At 72.4% G+C, this 21,417-nt stretch carries 22 protein-coding genes, 1 tRNA gene and 1 pseudogene; 12 read left to right on the forward strand and 12 right to left on the reverse strand.

Annotated features, from left to right (window positions below; translation table 11 throughout):
* Positions 1-131 precede the first annotated feature (131 nt).
* A complete protein-coding gene (locus A3CE_RS0102460; protein WP_020638483.1) occupies positions 132-3,785 on the forward strand; it encodes a family 78 glycoside hydrolase catalytic domain in 3,654 nt (1,217 codons plus the stop codon).
* 63 nt (positions 3,786-3,848) lie between these two features.
* On the opposite strand, the gene A3CE_RS0102465 is transcribed toward A3CE_RS0102460, so the two are convergent.
* A complete protein-coding gene (locus A3CE_RS0102465) occupies positions 3,849-4,193 on the reverse strand; it encodes a hypothetical protein (RefSeq protein WP_020638484.1) in 345 nt (114 codons plus the stop codon).
* 195 nt (positions 4,194-4,388) lie between these two features.
* Here A3CE_RS0102465 and A3CE_RS0102470 point away from each other — a divergent pair, with 195 nt between their 5' ends.
* The 3 genes from A3CE_RS0102470 (at position 4,389) to A3CE_RS0102480 (ending at position 6,863) form a co-directional block, all read left to right on the forward strand.
* Positions 4,389-5,654, forward strand: a complete 1,266-nt coding sequence (locus A3CE_RS0102470; RefSeq protein ID WP_020638485.1) for a cation:proton antiporter domain-containing protein — start codon at positions 4,389-4,391, stop codon at positions 5,652-5,654.
* Between the two features lie 86 nt (positions 5,655-5,740).
* Complete coding sequence (locus A3CE_RS0102475; protein ID WP_013226939.1) at positions 5,741-5,923, forward strand: CsbD family protein; 183 nt, start codon at positions 5,741-5,743, stop codon at positions 5,921-5,923.
* A 61-nt stretch (positions 5,924-5,984) separates the two neighbouring features.
* Positions 5,985-6,863, forward strand: a complete 879-nt coding sequence (locus A3CE_RS0102480) for an alpha/beta fold hydrolase (RefSeq protein ID WP_020638486.1) — start codon at positions 5,985-5,987, stop codon at positions 6,861-6,863.
* Between the two features lie 78 nt (positions 6,864-6,941).
* Here the strand turns inward: A3CE_RS0102480 and A3CE_RS0102485 are convergent, their stop codons facing one another.
* The 3 genes from A3CE_RS0102485 to A3CE_RS0102495 all read right to left on the reverse strand — a co-directional run bounded on the left by A3CE_RS0102485 (position 6,942) and on the right by A3CE_RS0102495 (position 10,052).
* On the reverse strand, positions 6,942-8,684 hold the full coding sequence (locus A3CE_RS0102485) for a selenocysteine-specific translation elongation factor (protein WP_020638487.1): 1,743 nt from the start codon (positions 8,682-8,684) through the stop codon (positions 6,942-6,944).
* A complete protein-coding gene (gene selA / locus A3CE_RS0102490) occupies positions 8,675-9,958 on the reverse strand; it encodes an L-seryl-tRNA(Sec) selenium transferase (protein WP_026468073.1) in 1,284 nt (427 codons plus the stop codon). Before selA ends, A3CE_RS0102485 begins: the two co-directional genes overlap by 10 nt.
* Positions 9,958-10,052 (reverse strand) — tRNA-Sec (locus tag A3CE_RS0102495). The genes selA and A3CE_RS0102495 overlap by 1 nt, the downstream gene beginning before the upstream one ends.
* Positions 10,053-10,106: 54 nt before the next feature.
* Here A3CE_RS0102495 and selD point away from each other — a divergent pair.
* Positions 10,107-11,108, forward strand: coding sequence for a selenide, water dikinase SelD (gene selD, locus A3CE_RS0102500; protein WP_020638488.1), 1,002 nt, complete (start codon positions 10,107-10,109; stop codon positions 11,106-11,108).
* 57 nt (positions 11,109-11,165) lie between these two features.
* A complete protein-coding gene (locus tag A3CE_RS0102505) occupies positions 11,166-11,372 on the forward strand; it encodes a DUF2795 domain-containing protein (RefSeq protein WP_020638489.1) in 207 nt (68 codons plus the stop codon).
* On the opposite strand, the gene A3CE_RS0102510 is transcribed toward A3CE_RS0102505, so the two are convergent.
* Positions 11,369-11,659, reverse strand: coding sequence for a ribosomal protein L7/L12 (locus A3CE_RS0102510; RefSeq protein ID WP_020638490.1), 291 nt, complete (start codon positions 11,657-11,659; stop codon positions 11,369-11,371). The genes A3CE_RS0102505 and A3CE_RS0102510 overlap by 4 nt on opposite strands.
* Before the next feature lie 70 nt (positions 11,660-11,729).
* Between A3CE_RS0102510 and A3CE_RS0102515 the strand changes: the two genes are divergently transcribed.
* Positions 11,730-12,296, forward strand: a complete 567-nt coding sequence (locus A3CE_RS0102515) for a cysteine hydrolase family protein (RefSeq protein ID WP_020638491.1) — start codon at positions 11,730-11,732, stop codon at positions 12,294-12,296.
* Between the two features lie 17 nt (positions 12,297-12,313).
* Here the strand turns inward: A3CE_RS0102515 and A3CE_RS56005 are convergent.
* A pseudogene (locus A3CE_RS56005) lies at positions 12,314-12,548 on the reverse strand (hypothetical protein); the annotation flags it as partial.
* Between the two features lie 114 nt (positions 12,549-12,662).
* On the opposite strand from A3CE_RS56005, the gene bla reads away from it, so the two are divergent.
* A complete protein-coding gene (bla, locus tag A3CE_RS0102525; RefSeq protein WP_020638493.1) occupies positions 12,663-13,562 on the forward strand; it encodes a class A beta-lactamase in 900 nt (299 codons plus the stop codon).
* An 80-nt stretch (positions 13,563-13,642) separates the two neighbouring features.
* Here bla and A3CE_RS0102530 read toward each other — a convergent pair whose 3' ends face one another.
* A complete protein-coding gene (locus tag A3CE_RS0102530) occupies positions 13,643-13,873 on the reverse strand; it encodes a hypothetical protein (RefSeq protein ID WP_043791660.1) in 231 nt (76 codons plus the stop codon).
* Between the two features lie 103 nt (positions 13,874-13,976).
* A complete protein-coding gene (locus tag A3CE_RS0102535) occupies positions 13,977-15,242 on the reverse strand; it encodes an RsbRD N-terminal domain-containing protein (protein ID WP_020638495.1) in 1,266 nt (421 codons plus the stop codon).
* A 433-nt stretch (positions 15,243-15,675) separates the two neighbouring features.
* On the opposite strand from A3CE_RS0102535, the gene A3CE_RS0102540 reads away from it, so the two are divergent.
* The gene (locus tag A3CE_RS0102540) at positions 15,676-16,101 is read left to right on the forward strand and encodes a DoxX family protein (protein WP_020638496.1); all 426 of its coding nucleotides are present in this window, start codon (positions 15,676-15,678) and stop codon (positions 16,099-16,101) included.
* Here the strand turns inward: A3CE_RS0102540 and A3CE_RS0102545 are convergent.
* Positions 16,098-16,607 carry a VOC family protein gene (locus tag A3CE_RS0102545; protein ID WP_020638497.1) on the reverse strand — a complete coding sequence of 170 codons (510 nt, stop codon included), beginning with the start codon at positions 16,605-16,607 and terminating at the stop codon, positions 16,098-16,100. The genes A3CE_RS0102540 and A3CE_RS0102545 overlap by 4 nt on opposite strands.
* A gap of 275 nt (positions 16,608-16,882) precedes the next feature.
* On the opposite strand from A3CE_RS0102545, the gene A3CE_RS49840 reads away from it, so the two are divergent.
* The 3 genes from A3CE_RS49840 (at position 16,883) to A3CE_RS0102560 (ending at position 18,844) form a co-directional block, all read left to right on the forward strand.
* Positions 16,883-17,170, forward strand: a complete 288-nt coding sequence (locus A3CE_RS49840; protein ID WP_020638498.1) for a nuclear transport factor 2 family protein — start codon at positions 16,883-16,885, stop codon at positions 17,168-17,170.
* Positions 17,171-17,379: 209 nt separating this feature from the next.
* Positions 17,380-18,249, forward strand: a complete 870-nt coding sequence (locus tag A3CE_RS0102555) for an alpha/beta fold hydrolase (protein WP_020638499.1) — start codon at positions 17,380-17,382, stop codon at positions 18,247-18,249.
* 4 nt (positions 18,250-18,253) lie between these two features.
* Entirely contained in the window at positions 18,254-18,844 is a 591-nt protein-coding gene (locus tag A3CE_RS0102560; RefSeq protein WP_020638500.1) for a TetR/AcrR family transcriptional regulator, read from the forward strand.
* On the opposite strand, the gene A3CE_RS0102565 is transcribed toward A3CE_RS0102560, so the two are convergent.
* The 3 genes from A3CE_RS0102565 to A3CE_RS0102575 form a co-directional block, all read right to left on the reverse strand.
* Positions 18,841-19,389: a dihydrofolate reductase family protein gene (locus A3CE_RS0102565; RefSeq protein WP_020638501.1), complete on the reverse strand. Its 549-nt coding sequence runs from the start codon at positions 19,387-19,389 to the stop codon at positions 18,841-18,843. The genes A3CE_RS0102560 and A3CE_RS0102565 overlap by 4 nt on opposite strands.
* Positions 19,390-19,486: 97 nt before the next feature.
* Positions 19,487-20,614 (reverse strand): S1 family peptidase, encoded by a 1,128-nt coding sequence (locus tag A3CE_RS0102570; protein ID WP_020638502.1) that lies wholly within the window; start codon positions 20,612-20,614, stop codon positions 19,487-19,489.
* Positions 20,615-20,999: 385 nt separating this feature from the next.
* Positions 21,000-21,329, reverse strand: a complete 330-nt coding sequence (locus tag A3CE_RS0102575) for a hypothetical protein (RefSeq protein WP_185839822.1) — start codon at positions 21,327-21,329, stop codon at positions 21,000-21,002.
* Positions 21,330-21,417 lie beyond the last annotated feature (88 nt).

Consider the following 21,417-nt stretch of genomic DNA (forward strand, 5'->3'; position numbering starts at 1 on the left):
CGTCGAAGCGGTTCGCCAGCCGTGCGTACCGGTGGAGTATTGCCAACACGTGACTCCGTGATTACAGTCACACATCGAGCCTGGTTGAAACGTTCTAATCCGTGCCCGTCCCCCGCCGTTAGGGAGCCCGCATGCTGCCCTCGAAGCTTTGGCGCGCGACCACCACCACCCTCGCCGCGATCCTGGCCCTTGCGACCGCCGCGGTCCCCCCGGCCGGTGCCGCTCCACCCGTGGACCTGGCCGGCGCGCATTGGATCTGGTATCCGGAGGGCAACCCCCGCACCGCGGCGCCGGCCGGGACCCGGTACTTCCGCACGACGTTCACCGTCCCCGCCGGCCCGGTCTCCGACGCCCGCTTCGTCGTCACCGGCGACGACGCCGCCGACGTCTGGCTCAACGGCACGCCGCTCGCCTCGTCCGCCCGCACCGCGCAGGCGTGGCGGACGGCGCTGCCGGTGGATCTGCGGCCCGCGCTCACCACCGGCGTCAACACCCTCGCCGTCGCGGTCCGCAACGACGGCGGCCCGGCCGGCCTGCTCGGACGCCTGCGCGTGACGACCGCGGCGGGCACCACCGACCTGGCGACGGGAGCCGCTTGGAAGAGCGCGGCGACCGCGCCCGAGGGCTGGGAACAGCGGGGCTTCGCCGACGGGACGTGGTCCGCTGCCGCCGACCTCGGCGCCTACGGCACCGCGCCCTGGGGCCGGAGCGTCACCGCGCCGAACCCCGCCGCGCAGTCACCCCTTTCGGTCGCGAGCGCGACCGTCGGGAACCGGGTGAACCCCCTGGGGGCCGACCCGGGCCGAGCTCGCTTCGCCTGGAAGCTCGCGTCCCCGGCAACGCAGCAACGCCAGTCGGCGTACCAGATCGTGGTGTCCGCCGGCGGAAGCAGCGTCTGGGACAGCGGCCGTGTCGCCTCCGCGCAGCAGGCCGACGTCGCTTACGGAGGCCCGGCCCTCGCCTCGCTGACCGCCTACACCTGGCGCGTCCGCGTCTGGGACGCCCAGGGCCGGCCGAGCGGCTGGAGCCCCGTCCAGCGCTTCGAAACCGCGTTGCGCGACCCGGCGACCGAATGGACGGGCGCCTTCGTCGGCCGCGCCACGGCCGGCCCGGACCTCGCCGGGGCGAGCTGGATCTGGTACCCCGAGGGCGATCCGCTCGGCGGCGTACCGCCGTCGACGCGGTTCTTCCGCAAGACCGTCGACCTGGCCGCGGCCCCCGCGAAAGCCACCCTGGTCGTGACCGGGGACGACACCGCCACGGTGTGGGTCAACGGGACGAAGGTCACCGACTCGCCGCGGGTCGCCGACTCGTGGAAGACGGCCGCCGTCGCCGAGGTCGGCAGCCTGCTGACGGCCGGGACGAACACCATCGCGGTCAGCACCGAGAACACCACGCAGAGCCCGGCCGGGACGATCGCGAAGCTCACCGTCCAAGGTGGACCCACGCTTGTCACCGACGGGACGTGGAAGGCGAGCCAGACCGGCCCGGACGGCTGGCAGCAACGCGCCTTCGACGACAGCGCTTGGCCCGCGGCACGCGCGCTGACCGCGTACGGCACCGGGCCGTGGGGCGCGAACGTCGCCGTGAGCCCGCCCGCTCCCCTGGTGCGCAAGAGCTTCATCGTCTCGAAGCCGGTGGCGAGCGCGCGGCTGCTGACGACCGCGCTCGGGCTGCAGGAGACCCACCTCAACGGCGCCAAGGTCGGCGGCGAGGTCCTCGCGCCCGGCTGGACCGACTACACGAAACGCGTGCAGTACCGCGTTTCGGACGTGACCAGGCAGATCCGTGCCGGGGAGAACGTGCTGGGCGCGATGGTGGGCAACGGCTGGTACTCCGGGAGCGTCGGCATCGCCGGCAGCCAGAAGTACGGCACCGAGCCGTGGTACTCGGCGCAGCTGAAGCTGACGTTCACCGACGGCACGTCCACCACGGTCGCGACCGACGGCACGTGGAAGGCCGGCGACGGCCCGATCCGCGCCGACGACCTCTACCAGGGCGAGACCTACGACGCCCGGCTCGCGACGGGCTGGGACCGGCCCGGGTTCGACGACCGCACCTGGGCGGCACCCCGGGTGAAGACCGGGGCGAAGCCGAACCTGGTGTCCCAAGTGGACAACGGCGTCACGGTGCAGCAGGAGTTCCACCCGGTCTCGTGGACACAACCGAAGCCGGGGGTCTGGGTCGCCGACCTGGGCCAGAACTTCAGCGGCTGGAACCGGCTGTCGGTGACCGGACCGGCCGGCACCACCGTGACCATGCGGCACGCCGAGGTGCTCAATCCCGACGGCACGATCTACACGACGAACCTGCGTGCGGCGCAGGCGACCGACCGGTTCACCCTGGCAGGCACCGGCGGTGCCGAAACGTACGAGCCGCGGTTCACCGTGCACGGCTACCGGTACGTCGAGCTGACCGGGCTGCCGTCCGCGCCGACCGCGTCGACCCTCACCGGGCGGGCGATGTGGACCTCCGGTGCGCAGGCCGGCACGTTCACGACGTCGAACGCGCTGGTGAACCAGCTGCAGCACAACATCCTGTGGGGTGAGCGCTCGAACATGCTGTCGGTGCCGAGCGACTGCCCGCAGCGGGACGAGCGCCTGGGCTGGACCGGCGACATCGGGATCTTCGCCGGCACGTCGACGTTCAACCTCGACGTGGCGAACTTCCTCGGCAAGTTCAGCGACGACCTCGTCGACGCGCAGCACGACGACGGGTCGTTCACCGACGTCGCGCCGGGCGTGCTGAGCGGCTCCGGCACGGCGGGCTGGGGCGACGCGGGTGTCATCGTGCCCTACACGCTGTGGCAGCGGTACGGCGACACCGGCGTGATCGACGAACACTTCGCCGCGATGGTGAAGTGGGTCGAGTACCTGCGCTCGACGTCCGGCGCCGACCTGATCCGCGACCACCAGACGTACGGGGACTGGCTCAACGTCAACGACGAGACCCCGCACGACCTGGTCTCGACGGCGTTCTTCGCGTGGTCGTCGCGACTGGTGTCGCGGATGGCCGCGGCCACCGGGCACACCGCCGAAGCAACCAAGTACGGGGCGCTCGCCGACCAGATCGGCGTCGCGTTCACGAACCGGTTCACGCAGGCGGACGGCACGGTCGGGGCGAACACGCAGACCGGGTACGTCCTGGCGCTGACGTTCGGGTTGCTCCCGGCCGACCGCGTCCAGCCGACGGCCGACAAACTCGCCGCGAAGGTGGCGGCGAGCGGCGGGCACCTGAGCGTCGGCTTCCTCGGCGTCGAGAACCTTCTCCCGGTGCTGGCCGCGCACGGCCACGCCGACGTCGCCTACCAGGTCCTGCTGCAGCCGGACTTCCCCGGCTGGGGTTACATGATCGGCCACGGCGCGACGACGATCTGGGAGCGCTGGGACGGCATCAAGCCGGACGGCTCGTTCAACGACCCGGGGATGAACTCCTTCAACCACTACGGCCTCGGGTCGGTCGGTGACTTCCTCTACCGGTCGATCGGCGGGCTCGCCCCGGCTTCCCCGGGGTACGCGTCCCTGCTGGTGGCGCCCCGCCCGGGCGGGGGCCTGACGTCGGCGAAGTCGGCGTACGAGACACCGTACGGCGGCGCGGTCAGCGACTGGTCGATCTCGGCCGGGAAGCTGACGCTGCGGGTGACGATCCCGGCGGGCGCCTCGGCGACGGTCCGGGTGCCGACGTCGCGGCCCGGGTCGGTGACCGCACCGCCCGAAGCGGTGCCGTCCGCACCGGGAACGTACTTCCTGCCCGCGGGTTCGTACGTCTTCACGGCTCCGGCGTGACCGGCGAGCCGGTGCCGCCGCGGAAAGTGCGGCGGCACCGGCTCGAGCAGGCCGGAAGCGCCGTCAGCGGCGCAGCGCGACGTTCAGCACGTCCCCGGCGTGGTCCAGGCAGTCCACGCAGATCACCGCGTCCCGCGCGGCGCAGTCCACTCGCAGCAGTGGGCGCCGGAGCCCGAGGAACGTCCGGCGCTCGCGGCGGCCGCAGAAGTCGCAGACCGCGGCCAGCGGTGACGTCACCGCCGCCAGTACGTCCCCGGCGCCGCTCTCCCGGTCGGCGCCGTCGCGCACCACGCGCAGGCCCGCGCGGGCGCAGTCCAGGCAGATCGGCCCGTTCCGGCCTGGCACCCGGGGATCGCGCCGCCTGCCGCAGAACCGGCACGGCGCGCCGGCCCCGTTCGTCGCCGTCACTGCGGCCTCCTCACGGTTTCGCCGCCCGCGCGCCCGGGAATCCGGGCCACGGTGCGCCTCACCCCGGTCACGCTACTCCGGCTCACGGGGACCCTGCGGCTTGTGCGGCAGGTGGCGCGCCCGGTGGAACCCGGAGGCACGCTCGACCGGGTCTCCTGGCCGCGGTGACGGGTACGAGCGGGCAGGAGGAACCCCTTGTCGTCGTTGACGGTGTTGTTCGGAGTGGCCGGCCTGCTCGCGCTCGCCGCGGCGATCGTGCCGAAGCTGGTCGCCGACCGGCCGTTCTCGGTGCCGCTGGTGATGCTCGTCGCCGGGGTCGTGCTCGGGCTGCTGCCGCTGCCCGCCCCCTACGGCAACGGCTGGGGCGACCCGGCCGCCCACTTGGACGGCGTGGAATCCTTCACCCAGCTGGGCATCCTGGTCGCGCTCGCCGGGGCGGGCCTGTCGGTCGACCGCCCCTTCGGCCTGAAACGCTGGGGCTCGACGTGGCGGCTGCTCGCCCTGACCATGCCGGTGTCGATCCTGGTGATCGCCCTGCTCGGGTACTGGTGGCTGGCCCTCGCGCCCGGGGTGGCGCTGCTGCTGGCCGCGGCACTGGCACCGACGGACCCGGTGCTGGCAGGCGACGTCGGTGTGCCGCACCCCGACGTCGAGCCGGAACTGGCCAGGGACAACGAGATCCGCTTCACGCTGACCACGGAGGCCGGGCTCAACGACGGCCTCACCATGCCGTTCGTCCTGCTCGGCCTGGCGCTGGCGGGCAGCGAGCCCCGCCTGGACCTCTCCTGGGTACTGGTGGACCTGCTCCTGCCCCTGGTGATCGGCGTCGTGGTCGGCCTCATCACCGGGCGGGTGCTCGGCTGGGCGATCTTCCGGACGCCGTCGGACCGGCTGCGGCTGGCCGAGTACGCCGACGGGCTGGTCCTGCTCGCCCTCGCGTTCGTGCCCTACGCGCTCTCGGAACTGTGTCACGGCAACGGGTTCGTCGCCGTGTTCGTCGCGGCGGTCGCCGTCCGCACGCAGGAACGCGAGCACGAGTACCACGGCGTCCTGCACGCGTTCGGCCACCAGCTGGAACGGCTGTTCGTCCCGCTCGCCCTGCTCGGGGTGGGGCTGGCCATCGGCGACGGCCTGCTGCGCGGGCTGCGCCCCCTCGAAGTGGTGATCGCCGTCGTCGCGGTGCTCGTGGTGCGGCCGGTGGTGGGCTGGCTTTCGCTGGTCGGCGCGCCGTCACCCGGACGCCCGGCGACCGCGGCGATCGCGTTCTTCGGTGTCCGCGGCATCGGGACGCTCTACTACCTGGCCTACGCGCTCAACCGGCTCCCGGTGCTTCAGCAGGACGTGCTGTGGCGGGTCGGCGCGCTCGCCGTCGCCGTGTCGGTGATCGTCCACGGCGTCCTCGCGGAGCCGGCGATCCAGCGGATCGAGCGCACGGGTGGTCACTTGCCGGCCGATGTGTAGGCGCGCGGTGAGCGGGTATCAGACTGTCAAGGCCCTTTTGGCGACTGGCCGATCCGGAAATGTCGCCGCGACCGGAAGGTGCATTCATGAACGACAAACTCGAGAACAAGGGCGAAGAGCTCAAGGGCCGGGCCAAGGAAGCCGTCGGCGACGCCACCGACAACGAGCAGTGGCAGGCCGAGGGCAAGTCGGAGCAGGCCAAGGGCTCGCTCAAGCAGGCCGGCGAGAAGATCAAGGACGCCGTGAAGGGTGTCACGGACAAGAAGTGACCCGTTCTCCGCTGCCGCACCCCCGGGGGTGCGGCAGCGGGCTCATTTCTGGGGGTGGCACGTGTTCGACGGCTTCACACTGGACCGCGTCGACGTCGGTGACGTGACCCTGCGGGTGCGCCACGGTGGCTCGGGGCCACCGGTCCTGCTGGTGCACGGGCATCCGCGTACCCACACGACGTGGTACCGCGTCGCCCCGCAGCTCGCGGAGCGCTTCACGGTCGTGTGCGCGGACACCCGCGGCTACGGCGAGTCCGGCAAGCCACCCACCGACGAAAACCACACGCCCTACAGCAAACGCGTCATGGCGGCCGACTGCGTCGCGCTGATGCGCCACCTCGGGCACGAGCGGTTCTTCGTGGCGGGCCACGACCGCGGCGCCTGCGTGGCGACGCGGCTGGCGCTGGATCACCCGTCGGTGGTCCGCGCCGCGGCGATCCTCGACTCCGTCCCGATCGGCGAGGCCCTCGGCCGCTGCGACGCGCGGTTCGCGCGGGAGTGGTTCCACTGGTTCTTCTTCGCCCAGCCGGAGAAGCCCGAACGGGTGATCACCGCCGACCCCGACGCCTGGTACAACGTCGGTACGAAGAACACGCCCGAGCGGCTCGGCGAAGAGAACTTCGCCGACTTCCACCGCGCGATCCACGACCCGGCCACGGTCGCCGCGATGCTCGAGGACTACCGCGCTGGCCTGGGTGTCGACCGCGCCCACGACGACGCGGACCGGGCCGCCGGCCGGCGGATCACCTGCCCCACGATGGTGCTCTGGTCCAGCGATGACGACCTGGAGGACCTCTATGGTGACGTCCTGGGCGTCTGGCGCCCGTGGACGACCGATCTGCGCGGGCACGCGATCAAGTCCGGGCACCACGTGGCCGAAGAGAACCCGGAAGACCTGGCCGCCGCACTGAGCGAGTTCTTCGGCGGGATTCAGCGGTAGCGGGAGCACCGACCGCCTCGCGCTCCGGGGTGTCCTCGGGACGCAGTCGCCCGGCGTCGAGGAAGAACCCCGCTTGGGCTAGCCCGTCGTGCGGCGGGTGCCGTCGCCGAGGGGTTCCGTCCACCCCGCCGCGTCGAGGCGTTCCAGCAGGGGGATCATCACGCGGCGAGTGCTGTCGAGGGCCTTGCGTGCCGCCGAAACCGTGAACGGCTGCGGCAGCAGACGCAGTTCGGCCACCGCCCGCTCGTCCGCGTCCGGCCCGAGCACCACCCCTTCGGCGACCGCCGTCAGCCGGCCGCGCCGGACGGCCGCGGCCAGTTCCCGCCTGCCGAGGCCCAGTGCCCGCAGTTCGTCCGCCTCCGGTGCGCGGAACGGGTGTTCCGCCAGCTGCTTCGCCACCTTTTCCAATGCCTTTTCGACGGCGGGGGCGAGCCCGGCGCCGGGCCGCCGGACGAGCCCGCCCGTCACCTCGAACCCGGTACCCGCCAGTATCGGGACGACCAGTTCCGCGGCGGGCAGGCCGAGCCGCTGCCGCAGGGCCTCCACCGGCACGCCCGCGGCCGTGCTGTCCCACGCGCCGACGATCGCGGTGGCCTCCGCGCGCAAGGCGGCGAACCGCTCCGGGTCCGCGAACCAGTCCCCCACCCGCTCGCCCGTCTCCGGCAGGCCCAGCACCGCGAAGTCCCCGGCGGGGACGAAACCGTTGCGGTGCAAGTACGTCCGGGCGAGATCGGGCCCGGCCAGCTCCCGGCCGCGCGCCCGGGCGGCGCCGCGGCGGGCCAGCGGGGGCGGGTCGACGTCGAGGACGTCGAAGCCGGCGGCGATCCGGTGCTCGCCGGGGTCGCGCAGAAGGCCTCGATCCCCGGCCCGCAACGGCAGCGCGGTGGTCGTGGTCAGCCGGGCGGTGTCCGTCCCGAGTGGACGGACACGCACCGGCACCGCCGCCGTCCCCAGGTGGACGACGAGGTACCGGTGCAGGTCCGCGGCAGCCGCACCTGCCGCACCTGCCGCACAACGCAGCCGGACGTCGAACTCCGTCGTGGTGCGCCAGCGGCCGGGCGTGAGCAGGACGTCGCCGCGCCGGACGTCGGCGCGAGCGGTGCCGCGCAGGTTCACCGCCACGCGGGCCACCGCTTCGACGCGATCACGGGGTTCGCCGAGCGCCTGCAGCCCGCGGACTCTCCCCCGCGCGTCGCCCAGCCGCAGCTCGTCGCCCACGGCGATGGTGCCGGCGGCCAGGGTGCCGGTGACGACCGTGCCCGCGCCGGACACCGTGAAGGCGCGGTCGATCCACAGCCGGACGTCGGCGGTCGTGTCGGGCGGCGGCAGTCTGGCGGTCAGCTCACCGATCGCCGCGCGCAGCTCGTCGAGGCCCGCGCCCGTCGTGCCACTGACGGCGACGCTCGGCACGGTACCCAACGACGTCGCCGCGATCTCCCGCAGCGCGACGGCCGTCGCGGCGGCCGGCCCGGCCCGGTCGGCCTTCGTGACGACCAGCAGGCCGCGGTCGGCACCGAAGGCGTCCAGCGCGGCGAGGTGCTCGGCCGACTGGGGCATCCAGCCCTCGTCCGCGGCGACGACGAACAGCACCGCCGGCGCCGGGCCCGCCCCGGCGAGCATGTTCGGCACGAACCGTTCGTGGCCCGGCACGTCCACGAACGCGACGTCCTCGCCGCCGATCCGGGTCCAGGCGAACCCGAGGTCGATGGTCAGCCCGCGGCGGCGCTCCTCGGCCCAGCGGTCGGGTTCCATCCCGGTCAGCCGCCGCACGAGCGTGGACTTCCCGTGGTCGACGTGCCCGGCGGTGACGATCACCCGCATCGGCGGACGGCTTCCAGCAGTTTCGCGTCCTCTTCCGGCCGCACGGTCCGCAGGTCGAGCAGGCAGCGGTCCTTGACGACCCGGCCGGCCACGGCGGGATCTCCGGTCCGCAATGCAGCCGCGTACCGGGCGGGCAGGCTCACCGCGGCGCTGGGGAGTTCGACGCCGGGCGCTCCCCCGCCGCCGACGGCCGCCACCGAGCCGACTACGCGAGCGTCGGCGTTCTCGAGCGCCCTGACCAGCGCCTCGGCTCGCCGCCGGAGCGTCGCGACCGACGCTTCGAGCGCGGCGCGCACCGGCGGTTCCGGCCCGCGCAAGGTCGCTTCCAACGCGGCGAGGGTGAGCTTGTCGACGCGCAGGGCACGCGCGGCGGGGTGCCGCTGCAGCCGTTCGACGACGACCGCGTCGCCCAGCAGCAGGCCGGCCTGCGGGCCGCCGAGCAGCTTGTCCCCGCTGGCGGTGACGACCGTGGCGCCCGCCCGCAGCGCGCTCGCCGCGTCCGGTTCGTCCGGCAGCAGCGGATGCGGGGCGAGCAGGCCGGAGCCGATGTCGGCGACCAGCGGCACGCCGAGCCCGGCCAGCTCGCCGATCGCCGCTTCCGACGTGAAGCCGGTGACCTGGTAGTTCGACGGGTGGACCTTGAGCACGAACCCGGTGCCGGGACCGATCGCGGCGGTGTAGTCGCGGACCGACGTCCGGTTCGTGGTGCCGACCTCGCGCAGCCGCGCGCCGGCCGATTCCAGGAGGTCCGGGATGCGGAAGCCGTCACCGATCTCGACCAGCTCGCCCCGGCTGACGACGATCTCCCGGCCGGGCGCCAGCGCGAGCGCGCAAAGCAGCAGAGCGGCCGCGTTGTTGTTGACCACGTGCACCGCGCCGGCGTCCGGCACGGCCGCTTTCAACGCCGCCAGCGCGCCGCGGCCGCGGCGGGCCCGGTCGCCGGTCGCGAGGTCGAACTCGACGTCGGTGGCGCCGCCCGCGGCGACGAGGGCGTCGAGCGCGGCCGCCGAAAGCGGGGCCCGGCCGAGGTTGGTGTGCACGACGACACCGGTCGCGTTGACCATCGGCCGCAGCGAAGACGCGCTCGCCGGGAGTCGCGCCAGCACCGCGTCGACGACGTCGGCGGGCGCGATCTCGCCGGCCCGCGCCGCCTGCTGTACGCCGTTGACCACGGACTTCACCAGGTCTCGCCCCAGCACCCCGGCGGCCTTGGCGATCCGGGGCTCGGCCAGGACCGCGTCGGTTCGCGGGATCGCCCGGCGGGGGTCAGGCATGGCGGAGGCGGACGGGAATCGAACCCGCCAGCGGCAGAACCTGCCGTTCGACGGTTTTGAAGACCGCGCCGGTCACCAGGCCGGATACGCCTCCCTGCACCATGGTGGCCATCCTGCCAAGTTCGCGCCCGGCGGGCACGATGAACCGGTGGCTTACCGACTGACGCAGTACGCCCACGGCGGCGGCTGCGCGTGCAAGATCCCGCCCGGCGAACTGGAAGCGGCGGTGGCCGCGCTGACCACCGCGGCGTGTGCCTCGCCCACCGATCCCCCGGGCGAGCTGCTCGTCGGCCTCGAGACCGGCGACGACGCGGCCGCGGTCCGGATCTCCGGGGACATCGCGCTCATCGCCACGACCGACTTCTTCACCCCGGTCGTCGACGACGCCTACGACTGGGGCCGGATCGCCGCGGCCAACGCGCTTTCCGACGTCTACGCCATGGGCGGCACGCCGGTGGTGGCGGTCAACCTGCTCGGCTGGCCGCGGGAGACGCTGCCGTTCGAGCTCGCCGCCGAAGTGCTGCGCGGCGGCCTCGACGTCTGCGCCGAGGCGGGCTGCCACCTCGCCGGCGGGCACAGCATCGACGACCCGGAACCGAAGTACGGCCTGGCCGTCACCGGGATCGCCGACCCCGCGCGGCTGCTGCGCAACGACGCGGGCCGCGCCGGCGTGCCGCTGACGCTCACCAAGCCGCTCGGGATCGGCGTGCTCAACTCCCGGCACAAGGCCACCGGGGAACGGTTCGAGCAGGCGATCGACGCGATGACGACGTTGAACGCTCCGGCGTCCCGGGCCGCGCTCGCCGCCGGCGCGGTGTGCGCCACCGACGTCACCGGGTTCGGCCTGCTGGGCCACCTGCACAAGCTGGCCAGGGCGAGTGGCGTCACCGCCCGCATCGACCTCGCGGCCGTGCCTTACCTCGACGGCGCGCGCGAAGCCCTGCGCGACGGGTACGTCAGCGGGGGCACCCGGCGCAACCTCGACTGGGTCCGCCCGCACGCCGACCTGTCCCGGATCTCCGAAGACGAGGCGTTGCTGCTGGCCGACGCGCAGACGTCCGGCGGCCTGCTGGTCGCCGGGGAACTGCCGGGGCACCCGGTGATCGGGGCGCTCGAGCCGCGGTCGGACCACACGATCGTCGTCGGCTGAGTTTCCTTCCCGGCCGCCCCGGGTACGCCCGGGAAGACGACGATCAGGAGGTGTGCGATGTCCGACCGGACCAGCCTGGAACAGCACTTGTCGGAGACCGAGTACCCCTGCGGCCGCGAGGAGCTGCTGCGGCGGGCGGCCGCGGCGGGCGGTGGCGACTCCGTGCTCGGCTCGCTCGGCGGCCTGCCGGACAGCGACCGGTACGAAAACTTCGACGCCGTCTGGGAAGCGGTGTCCGCCAAGCACGTCGGCGGGGCGCGCTAGACGAGCCGCTCCACTGCGTCGCGCGCCTCCGCGAGGCCGGCGCCGGTGCTTTCGCGGTAGGCCTTGATCGCCTGGATCTTCTTGCCCTGCCGCAGCAACGCCGTCACCTCGGCCAGTTCCGGCTCCACGACGGCGACCCCGAGCCGGTCGGCGATCGCGTCGAGCTTACGTTCCACCCGCGCGAGGCGGCGGTCGACCCGGGTCAGCCTGCGATCGGTGGCCGACGACCCGAGGGCGACGACCACGACCAGCACGACCACACCGAGCAGCAGCATCCCGTAGTCCATGACCCGGCATGCTACTTCCGGAAACTGTCTGCTTCCGGAAACTGTCGGGGGCCGCGGTTAAGGTGAGCCCATGACCACGCTGACCGACCGTCCGAACACCGCGTTGCTCGTCGTCGACGTGCAGAACGGCGTCATGAAAGCCTCCGTCGACGCCGAATCCGTCATCGCCAACATCGTGACGCTGGTGGAGAAGGCCCGCGCGGCGGGCACCGAAGTGGTGTGGGTGCAGCACACCAGCGACGAGCTGCCGCGCGGCAGCGAAACGTGGGAGTACGTGCCGGAGCTGGTGCGCCGCGAACCGGAACCACTGGTGCACAAGACCTACGGCGACTCGTTCGAGGACACCGACCTCGAAGAGGTGCTGGCGGCGCGCGGCATCGGCGCCCTGATCGTGGCGGGAGCCCAGACCGACGCCTGCATCCGCTCGACCCTGCACGGCGCGCTCGCCCGCGGCTACGACGCGACGTTGGTGGCCGACGCGCACACGACGGAGGACCTCTCGGCGTATGGCGCCCCGACACCGGACCAGGTCATCGCGCACACGAACCTCTATTGGCAGTACCAGACCGCGCCCGGCCGGACCGCGGGGACGTTGAAGACGACCGAGGTGGAGTTCGGGGTGAAGGCACCGGCCTGAGCCACTGACCGGGCCGCTCATGGCGATGCCCGGTCGGCGCGGGTCAGCCCGGCAGGCTGGGCAGCGGGCAACTGGTCGCGCAGGGCCCGCGCCACGCGGGCCATCGGCACGTCCGCCTCGGGCTGCAGGACCGCCGGGACGCGACTCGGCTCAGCGCCACCACCGCGAAAACGCCGCCGTACGCGTGTTCGCGGTGGTGGCTTCGTGGCGCAGGTTCAGCAGCGTGAACGAACGCCCGGCAGCCACCGACCAAGTCCGCTACTCCACGTTGTGCGATTCCGGCATCGAATCGCGTGTTTCCGTCTTGGACAGCATGCCCGGACGCGGCGAGACCGCGGCTGTCGATCAAGACCGGAAGGAAGTCCTTTGTCGTTCCCCCACGTCCGGCGGGCCGCACTCGCCGCACTGGTCCTCGTACCGCTCACCGCCTGCACCGCCCAAGCCCCGGCAGCGGCCCCGGCGACGTCGGCGATGTCCACCACCGAGGCGCCACAACCGGACTTCGCCCCGCTTGAACGCGACTTCGACGCCCGCCTCGGCGTGTACGCCGTCGACACCGGGACCGGTCGCGAGCTCGCGCACCGCGCCGACGAGCGCTTCGGCTACGCCTCGACGCACAAGGCGTTCTCGGCCGCCGCCGTGCTCCAGCGCACCAGCATCGAGGGGCTGGCGAAGGTCCTGACCTACACCCGCGCGGACGTGCCGGCGAACTCGCCGGTCGGCGAGAAGCACGTCGAGAGCGGGCTGTCCCTGCGCGACGCGATCGACGCGGCGTTGCGCTACAGCGACAACACCGCCGCGAACCTGCTCTTCCGCGAGCTGGGCGGGCCGGCCGGGCTCGCCGCCGCGCTGCGCGGGATCGGCGACACGATCACCCACGTCGACCGGATCGAGCCCGGCCTCAACGACCTCGCGCCGGGCGACATCCGGGACACCAGCACCCCGCACGCGATGGCGGCCGACCTGCGCGCGTTCACCCTCGGCACCGCGCTGCCCCCGGAGCAGCGGGCCCTGCTCACGGACACGATGCGCGCCAACCTGACCGGCGGCGCGCTGATCCGGGCGGGCACGCCCGCCGGCTGGGCCGTGGCCGACAAGACCGGCACCGGCGAGTACGCGACGCGCAACGACATCGCGGTCGTCCGGCCGCCCGGGCGCGCGCCGATCGTGCTGGTGGTCATGTCCGATCGGAAGACCGAGGACGCCGGCCACGACGACCGGCTCATCGCGCAGGCCGCGGGGCTGGCGCTCGACAGCTTCCGTTGAAGCTGACGACCGCCGCACCTCGGCTTCGACGTCGCCGGGCCACCCGGCCCGCTCAAGTCATCGCCCCGTTCACCCCCGGCTCAGCCCGCGTTGGCCAGCACTCCCGGCCCCGCCGGGGCACTCCGCAGGAGGCAGGGATGGCACGGCATGCCGCGCAGCCCGTCGAGCACTTCGGCTTCGCCGGGGAAGATCGACTCGCCGCACAGCGCCGTCAGGTGCTCCGGCACCGGGCCGCGCGGGACGGGGATCAGGTGGCAGACGCGTCTGCTTTCGCCGACGACACCTCGGCGCAGTCGCACCATCGCGAGCATCCCACCGTTCTCACCCATAGCCGAAAAGTAGGCCGAACGGGCGATCAAGGCTTCGTGCCCGCGACCCGAAGATCTTCGGCGCCGGTGGTCCGCGGCACCAAAGTCACGCCGGGGCCAGCACCGCCGCGCCCAGCCGCCGGCAGAGGTTCAGCGCCAGCTCGACGTCCAGCCGTCCTTCGCCGAGCTCGCGCGGCAGCAGTTCCTGCGCCTTGCGGACGCGGTACTGCACGGAGTTCTTGTGCATCGTCAGCTCGGCGGCCGACGCGGTGTAGCTGCCGCCGGAGGCGAGGAACACCCGCAGGGTCTCGCGCAGCCGGGCGCAGTTCTCCTCGTCGGCGGCGAGCGGCCCGAGCGTGCTCGCCACCCAGAGCCGGGCCGCGTTCAGGTCGCTCGTCATCAGCGCCACCGTGCCGACCTCGCGGAAGGTCAGCACCCGGTCGCAGTTCTCGCCGGCGGCCAGCGCCAGCGCGTGCGCCCGCCGGGCCTGCTGGTGCGTGTCGCGGAAGCCGCCGACCCCGGTGCCGGGATCGCCGACCGTCACGCGGACCCCGCAGTCGGTTTCGGCCAGCACCGCGTCGACGTCTTCACGCCGGACGACGGCGCCCGGCGGAAGCGGCAGCCACACCCAGGCGCCGGCCTCGTCCCGGGGGACGAACAATGGCCGCCCCTGTCCGCCGGCGCGCTCGAACACCGCGCCCGCGACCGACTCCAGCACCGACAGCACGTCCTCGGCGAAGGCCTCCGCCGTGTGCCAGACGATCAAGCCCACGTGCGTCCCGCGCAGCCGGTAGCCGATCACCGCTTCGGCCGCGTCGACGTCGGGTGGCCCGCCGTTCTCGCCGAGCAGGTCCAGCACCTTCGCCGCCCGCGCGGCGCTTCGGTTGAGCAGCCACCGGTCACGTTCGTCCTGGTAGACACCGACGAGCTGACGCACCACCCGCGTGATGAACTCGTACGCGACCCGGAGCAGCTTCCGCATGATCGCCCCGAGCAGGGCCGCGTCGTCGACCAGCCGGGTGCACTCCTGGAACCCGAAGTCGAGCATCGCGGCCTGCCCGAGGTCGTAGGCGAGGATCAGGTCGAACACGGGCGTGCCGCGCTGCGCCAGCCGGCGCGCGTACTCCACGGCCGCGGCCGGCGGCTCGACCGTCGCCGGGTCGATACCGTGCCGGAAGATCTGCAAGGCGGTTTCGATGTTCTGGTAGACGCTCGCCGACAGCAGGCTCACCATGCGCTCGTCGTCGTTGACCAGCTGCGGCAGGTCCGTCGCGTACAACTGGACCAGTTCACCGGTGAGTTCGTCCGCGCGGCCCGCGAGGGTGGCGGCGATCTGCCGGATGCGCTCCGAGACGACTTCTTCGTCCACCATGGAGCCACCCTAGAGGGTGATGGATCAAGCTGATCCGCCATGCCACCCTCGTCGAACCGGTGAGCCGCTGCCGCGACACCCGGCTCCGAATCGTCACACGCCGATCGGCGGCTCGAATTCCGTATTGAACGAACCGGCGAGAGCAATCGGAAACATTCACGAAACTTACGACAGACCCCGTTTCCACACTGGTCTGAACCACTCTAAAAGATCACCCGAACGGCGGATCACCTTACCAGGCAAGGCCGCTGACCTCGTCGTTCGACGAATTCAGTTCACCACGGGCACGGTTGTGCAATTCGTCGAAATTCCACAAATGGGCCGTTCGGGGGTGTGATACTTCCCGACTGCCGGTATATCTGAAAACCCCCTCCCCCGCGACCGGCCGCACCGCCGGTCTGCTCGATGCACCGCACCCGCCCCCGGAGGCACCATGCACCGCCTGGACACCGCCCGCGAACACGTCATCGGCCTCTACCGCATCGTCATCGGGTTCCTGTTCGCCTGCCACGGCATCAAGACGTTGTTCGGCCTGCTCGGCGCCAAGGCCCCCGCCGCCGTCGGGGCCTGGCCCGGCTGGTGGGCCGCGGTCATCCAGCTCGTCTGCGGGGTGCTGGTCTGCGTCGGCCTGGCGACCCGGCCCGCCGCGGTGCTCGGTTCCGGCTCGATGGCCTTCGCCTACTTCACCGTGCACATGCCGACGGGCCTGCTGCCGATCCAGAACGGCGGCGAAGCGGCCACCCTCTTCTGCTGGGGCCTGCTCATCGTCGTGTTCATCGGCCCCGGCCGCTTCGCGCTCGGCAACCTGCCTGTTCTGCAACGAGGTTCGCAGCCGGCGCGGGCACGCGCCACGGCCTAGGGGCGCGAGATCCCGACGCCGCCGCGGGCGTCGGGGCCGTACTTCGCCAGCTCCTCCGCCAGATCGAGCCTGCCGATGCTCTTGGCCCGGTCGTCGTCGGTCAGCAGCGCGCGCGGGATGATCCAGACGACCTCGAACTCGATCCCGCTGGGATCCTTGGCGTACAACGACTTCGTGGTGCCGTGATCGGAGGAGCCGGCCAGCGCCCCGGCCTCGGCGAGCCGGGCGGCGAGCCGCTCGAGGTCGCCGAGGGTGTCGACCTCCCACGCGAGGTGATACAGGCCCACCGACGTCCGCCCCGCGCCCGAATCAGCGGCGTCGGCGCCGATCTCGAACAGGCCGAGGTCGTGGTCGTTGCTCGATCCGGGCGCCCGCAGGAAGGCCGCGCCGCGGTGGGCGTCGCCGCCGTCGATGTACCCGAACCCCAGCACGTCCCGGTAGAAGGCGACACTTTCGGCCAGGTTCCGGACGTACAGCACGGCGTGGTTCAAGCGGAAGATCGACATCGGTGCTCCATGCCCGGGTGCTCCATGCCCGCGCGCGGCGCGGCAATCGGTTGAAGTTTCAACTTAAGGCTAGGCGCGTGCCTCCGCCCGGTCAACCCAGCAGCGACACCCACAGCCGGCCGAGCCAGGCCGAATACCGCTCGTCGGACCACCCGCGCCGCTCGACGTTTCTGCAGTTCAGAGTCTGACTTGTCGTGAGAGGCTGCGGGTACGCGATGTCGTGAACGACTCTTTCCTGTCGTCGGACGCCATGAACGAGTCGTTCACGACATCCGATGACCGCCGCGTTCAAGCGGGTCGCGGCCCAGTTCTCCGACTCGCGCGAATACCGCTTCGAGGTCATCGCGGCGGGCGCGAGCGGCGACCTCGCCTACACCATCGGCTTCGAGCACAACACGGTGTCGGTCAACGGCAAACCCACGACGTACATCCTGCGCGCCACGCACGTGTACCGGCGCGAAGACGGCGAATGGAAGATCGTCCACCGCCACGCCGACCGGCCGCCGGACGAACCCAAGCCCGGCGAAACACTCACCGAGACCCACTCTCGGTACGCCCGGTGACCGACCGGGCGACAAACCTTCGACACCGGATCGAGGCCCTGGTCAGAGCCCCGGGCGGTTCGTAGGGTGAGTCCACCGCAGGACGCCGTGTCAGCCGTCCCGCGGGCGGTGGTCGCCCCGGATCCGACCTTTCCCCGAAGCCAAGTCCGGGGCGCCACCGTGGTCGCTCAGCATTTACATACATACACCATGTATGTAACCCTGGTGGCATGACGACCCGAAGCGAGTCCCTGGGGCAAGCGCACCGAGTCCGGCTGCCCGCCGGCGAAGTGCGGTACTTCGAGCGGGGCTCCGGGGCCCCGGTGGTGTTCGTCCACGGGGTGCTGACGAACGCCGAACTGTGGCGGAAGGTGGTGCCCGACGTCGCCGCGGCCGGGTTCCGGTGCCTGGCCCCGGATCTGCCGCTGGGCGCGCACGATCTCCCGATGCGCGCGGACGCCGACCTCTCCCCCGCCGGCAACGCCGACGTGATCGCGGACTTCCTCGACGCGCTCGACCTGCGTGACGTCACGCTCGTGGCGAACGACACCGGCGGCGCGCTCACGCAGATCCTCCTCAGCCGCCGTCCGGAGCGGGTCGGGCGGGTGGTGCTCACGCCGTCCGACTGCTTCGAGTACTTCTTCCCGCCGATCTTCAAGCCGCTGCCGCCGCTGGCCCGGATCCCCGGTTCGATGGCGGTGCTCGGGCAGCTGCTGCGCATCCGCGCGCTGTACCCGCTGCCGGTCCTCTTCGGCTGGGTCGTGAAGCGGCCACTGCCGGACGCCGTCGCCCAGGCCTACCTGGCACCGTTGCGGAAATCCGCCGGAGTCCGCCGGGATCTGCGCAAGCTGCTCCGGGAAGTGCACCCGCGGCACACCCTGGCCGCCGCCGAGGCACTGCGCACGTTCGACCGGCCGGTGCTGCTCGCCTGGGGGCCGGAGGACAAGCTGTTCCCGATCCGGCTGGCCCACCGGCTCGCCGCCCTGCTGCCGGACGCGAAACTCGTGGAGGTGCCGGACTCCTACACCTTCCTGTCCGAGGACCAGCCCGCCGTGCTGGCCCGCCACGTCGTCGAGTTCGCGGGCGTCATGGCAGATTAGGCGGGTGCGACGTACCCAGCAGGACCGTTCCGCCGGCACGAAGGCCGCCTTGGTCGCCGCCGCGCGCGAACTGTTCGCCGCCCGCGGCTACCAGGCGGTTCCGGCGGACGAGATCACCCGCGCCGCCGGGGTCACCCGGGGCGCGCTGTACCACCACTACGCCGACAAGCGGGGCTTGTTCCGCGCCGTCGTCGAGGAGCTGGAACGCGAACTGACCGAGGAGGTCGGCGCCGCGTTCGGCAGCGCCCCGGACACGCTGACCGGCATGACGAACGCCCTGGGCGTGTTCCTCGACGCCTGCCTGCGCGAGGAGATCCGCCGCATCTCGCTCGCCGACGCCCCGGCCGTCCTGGGCTGGGAGGTGTGGCGCGAGATCGAGGCGGAGTACGGCCTCGGCCTGCTCGTCGGCGCGCTGGAGCGGGCCAGGGCGGCCGGGCTGATCGTCGAAACGCCCGTACGCGCCCTGGCCCAGCTCGTGCTCAGCGCGGTGATGGAGGCGGCGAGAATGATCGCCGCCTCGGACGACCCCGCGCGGACGCGGGCCGAGGTCGAGCAAGTCCTCGCCGGCTGGCTCGTGAGCCTCCTGCGGAGCTAACGGGTCCGGTAGGTGCTGAGCACCGCGGGCCCGGCCTGGGTGGTCGACACCAGCCGCAGGTCCGCGGGCGCCGCGCCGTCGAAGAGCCGCCGGCCCTGCCCGGCCAGGCTCGGGAACACCAGCAGCCGGTATTCGTCGACCAGGTCGTGCCCGGCCAGTTCCCGCGCGATCCCGATCGAGCCGATGACGATCAGGTCGCGCTCCTCGCGCCCGACCGCTTCGACGAGATCTCCTTGCAGCAGCGAAGAGTTGTGCCAGGCGGTCACGTCGGTCAGCGTCCGCGACGCGACCAGTTTCCGCGCCGCGTTGAGCCGGTCGGGGAACTCGCCCGTCCGGCCGGGCCAGATCTTCGCGAACAGCTCCCACGTGGTGCGGCCGAAGAGCAGGGTCCCGGTGTCCAGCAGCGTGCCGAGCCGGAACTTGTCCCCGGCCACGGCCTCCGGCCCGTGCCGGAAGGCCCAGCCGCCGACGGCCGTGCCCGCGGAGCCGTCCGGGTCGTCCACCACGCCGTCCAGGGTGACGAACTCGACGACGATCACGCTCATGAGTGCTCCCGGTGACTTCTTGCCTCGCCCTGCCGGCGTGGCCTCACCGGTACCTACCGGCGGCGGCCGCCGGATTCATCGGCCGCCGCCGGAGGACTTACGCCGTGACGAGCGAGACGCCGAAGGTCTGCAGGATCTCGTTCACCGGCTGGAACCACGTCTCCCCGCCGGAGCTGCAGTTGCCCCAGCCGCCCGAGGTGACGCCCTGGGCCTGGTCACCGGTGATGAAGGAGCCACCGGAGTCGCCGGGTTCGGCGCAGACGCTGGTGCGGGTCATCTGGTAGACGGCGCCCTGGGAGTAGTTGACGGTCTCGTTGAGACCCTCCACCGTGCCGCAGTGCCAGTGCGTGGTCGAGCCCGACCGGCACACCGACGTCCCGACCGGCGCGACCCACGACCCGCGGACGAGTGCGTCGCTGACCGTGCCCCAGCCGAGCACGACCGGCGCGGTCCACCAGCCGCCGCCGATGCGGATGAACGAATAGTCGTTGCCGGGGAAGGAAGAGCCGGCGAAGGTGCCCATCCACGAGCCGTCCCAGCCGACGACCGAGCTGCCGGCGCCGCCGCAGTGCCCGGCGCTGACGAAGCCGCCCTGCACGGAGAACCCGATCGAGCAGCGGGTGTTGCCGTTGATGTAGTACGGGTCGCCGCCGACGGTGCCCGCCGAGAACGGCGCGGCGGCCGGCGCGGTCGCGACGGTGACCGGACCGGCCTTCGCCGCCCGGGCCAGGAAGGCGTCGACGTCGGCACCGTGCGCGCCCGGCCGGAGGGTGACCACGACGCTGCCGGCTCTCGGATCGGCACGCCAGCCGCTGACGGCGGCCGGCGCCGGGCTCGCCTTGGCGGAGGCGTCGATCGCGGCCTTCGCGGCGTCGAGCTTCGCCGCGCTGATCCGGGCGGCCGCCGGTTCGGCGCCGGCCTGCCGGACGGCGGCGGCCGCGGCCTGGTCGGTCACACCCACCACGAGCTTGCCGAGCGCGGGGTCGAACCACGCGCCGCCGAACGCCGCGCCGGCGGCGTGCTGCGCGGCGGGCAGTACCCGCGCGGCCGTCATTTCCTGGGTCAGCCGGGCCGACGCCTGGGCGGCGGTGAGCCCGAGATCCCGCTGCATGGCGGCGATCAGGCCGGGTGACGCCTGCGCGGCGGCGGGGGTCAGGGAAGCGGAAGCGAGTGACGCGGTGAGGACGGCGACACCGCCGAGGGCCAGGGCGATTCTTCGACGCATGGGTACTCCTCCAAGGCCGGGGGAAAGAAACACACCGTCCGCCGAGTGTGCGGGGCTCGCCCACACCCGGTCCAGAAATGTCCGGTCTTCTGTCCGGAATTCGTGCCGCCGGGCCATAGTCCACAAGGGACAGACGAACGGACTTCCCTGGACCGCCAAGGCTTTCAACGCGCAGCACGACGGCGCGAACAGGTCGTCACCCGTCCGCGCCGTCGCCGGATCACCCACTACCCAAAGGTCTGGACCAAGTACAGCACGACGCCACGGAGCCGCGTGCCGAACAGGAGTCTGCCGGGCACCGGATGTGCCCGCATTTACCGAAACGGCGGACACGACACCGTCCGGCCACCGGAGAAACAGGTGACCGGACGGTTCCGTGCCCGAATCAGATTTCGACGACCCGATAGGCGGCCACACTCGCCGGGACGAGCAGCCCGCCGGAGCATTCCGCGACCGCCGGGCCGAACCCGTAGGGCACCGGCATCCCGGCGACGAACCAGTAGGCGCTGCCGCTCGCGCACTGCGCGATCACGCGGTACCCGTAGCCGGCACCGGGAAAGCAGCTGACCGACACGCCCTGCCCGAAGAGGATCCCGTAACGCTCGCCGAAGCAACCGGGTGGCGCGAAATCGCCGCCGGCCGCGGCCGACGACCCGACCGAAAGACCGAACAGGGAAAACACAGCGATCGCGAGAACCGCCAATTTCCTTCGCATGACCCACTCCTCAGCGCGGAGAACCCCGACGTTGTGAAGCGTAGAAGTGCGCGGGAATTACCGGCAATTCATCGGGCCAGTGAATCCG

Source organism: Amycolatopsis balhimycina FH 1894 (genome assembly GCF_000384295.1).
Lineage (GTDB): Bacteria > Actinomycetota > Actinomycetes > Mycobacteriales > Pseudonocardiaceae > Amycolatopsis > Amycolatopsis balhimycina.

Excerpts from the sequence above, each read along its gene's own strand:
- A3CE_RS0102510 (WP_020638490.1), bottom strand. The coding sequence starts at position 11,659 with ATGGACTACGGGATGCTGCTGCTCGGTGTGGTCGTGCTGGTCGTGGTC.
- A3CE_RS0102545 (WP_020638497.1), bottom strand. The coding sequence starts at position 16,607 with ATGTCGATCTTCCGCTTGAACCACGCCGTGCTGTACGTCCGGAACCTG.
- A3CE_RS0102530 (WP_043791660.1), bottom strand. The coding sequence starts at position 13,873 with ATGCTCGCGATGGTGCGACTGCGCCGAGGTGTCGTCGGCGAAAGCAGA.
- A3CE_RS0102485 (WP_020638487.1), bottom strand. The coding sequence starts at position 8,684 with ATGCGGGTGATCGTCACCGCCGGGCACGTCGACCACGGGAAGTCCACG.
- A3CE_RS49840 (WP_020638498.1), top strand. The coding sequence starts at position 16,883 with ATGACCGCCGCGTTCAAGCGGGTCGCGGCCCAGTTCTCCGACTCGCGC.
- A3CE_RS0102540 (WP_020638496.1), top strand. The coding sequence starts at position 15,676 with ATGCACCGCCTGGACACCGCCCGCGAACACGTCATCGGCCTCTACCGC.
- A3CE_RS0102535 (WP_020638495.1), bottom strand. The coding sequence starts at position 15,242 with ATGGTGGACGAAGAAGTCGTCTCGGAGCGCATCCGGCAGATCGCCGCC.
- A3CE_RS0102460 (WP_020638483.1), top strand. The coding sequence starts at position 132 with ATGCTGCCCTCGAAGCTTTGGCGCGCGACCACCACCACCCTCGCCGCG.
- selA (WP_026468073.1), bottom strand. The coding sequence starts at position 9,958 with ATGCCTGACCCCCGCCGGGCGATCCCGCGAACCGACGCGGTCCTGGCC.
- A3CE_RS0102565 (WP_020638501.1), bottom strand. The coding sequence starts at position 19,389 with ATGAGCGTGATCGTCGTCGAGTTCGTCACCCTGGACGGCGTGGTGGAC.
- A3CE_RS0102505 (WP_020638489.1), top strand. The coding sequence starts at position 11,166 with ATGTCCGACCGGACCAGCCTGGAACAGCACTTGTCGGAGACCGAGTAC.
- A3CE_RS0102575 (WP_185839822.1), bottom strand. The coding sequence starts at position 21,329 with ATGCGAAGGAAATTGGCGGTTCTCGCGATCGCTGTGTTTTCCCTGTTC.
- A3CE_RS0102555 (WP_020638499.1), top strand. The coding sequence starts at position 17,380 with ATGACGACCCGAAGCGAGTCCCTGGGGCAAGCGCACCGAGTCCGGCTG.
- A3CE_RS0102475 (WP_013226939.1), top strand. The coding sequence starts at position 5,741 with ATGAACGACAAACTCGAGAACAAGGGCGAAGAGCTCAAGGGCCGGGCC.
- A3CE_RS0102570 (WP_020638502.1), bottom strand. The coding sequence starts at position 20,614 with ATGCGTCGAAGAATCGCCCTGGCCCTCGGCGGTGTCGCCGTCCTCACC.
- A3CE_RS0102515 (WP_020638491.1), top strand. The coding sequence starts at position 11,730 with ATGACCACGCTGACCGACCGTCCGAACACCGCGTTGCTCGTCGTCGAC.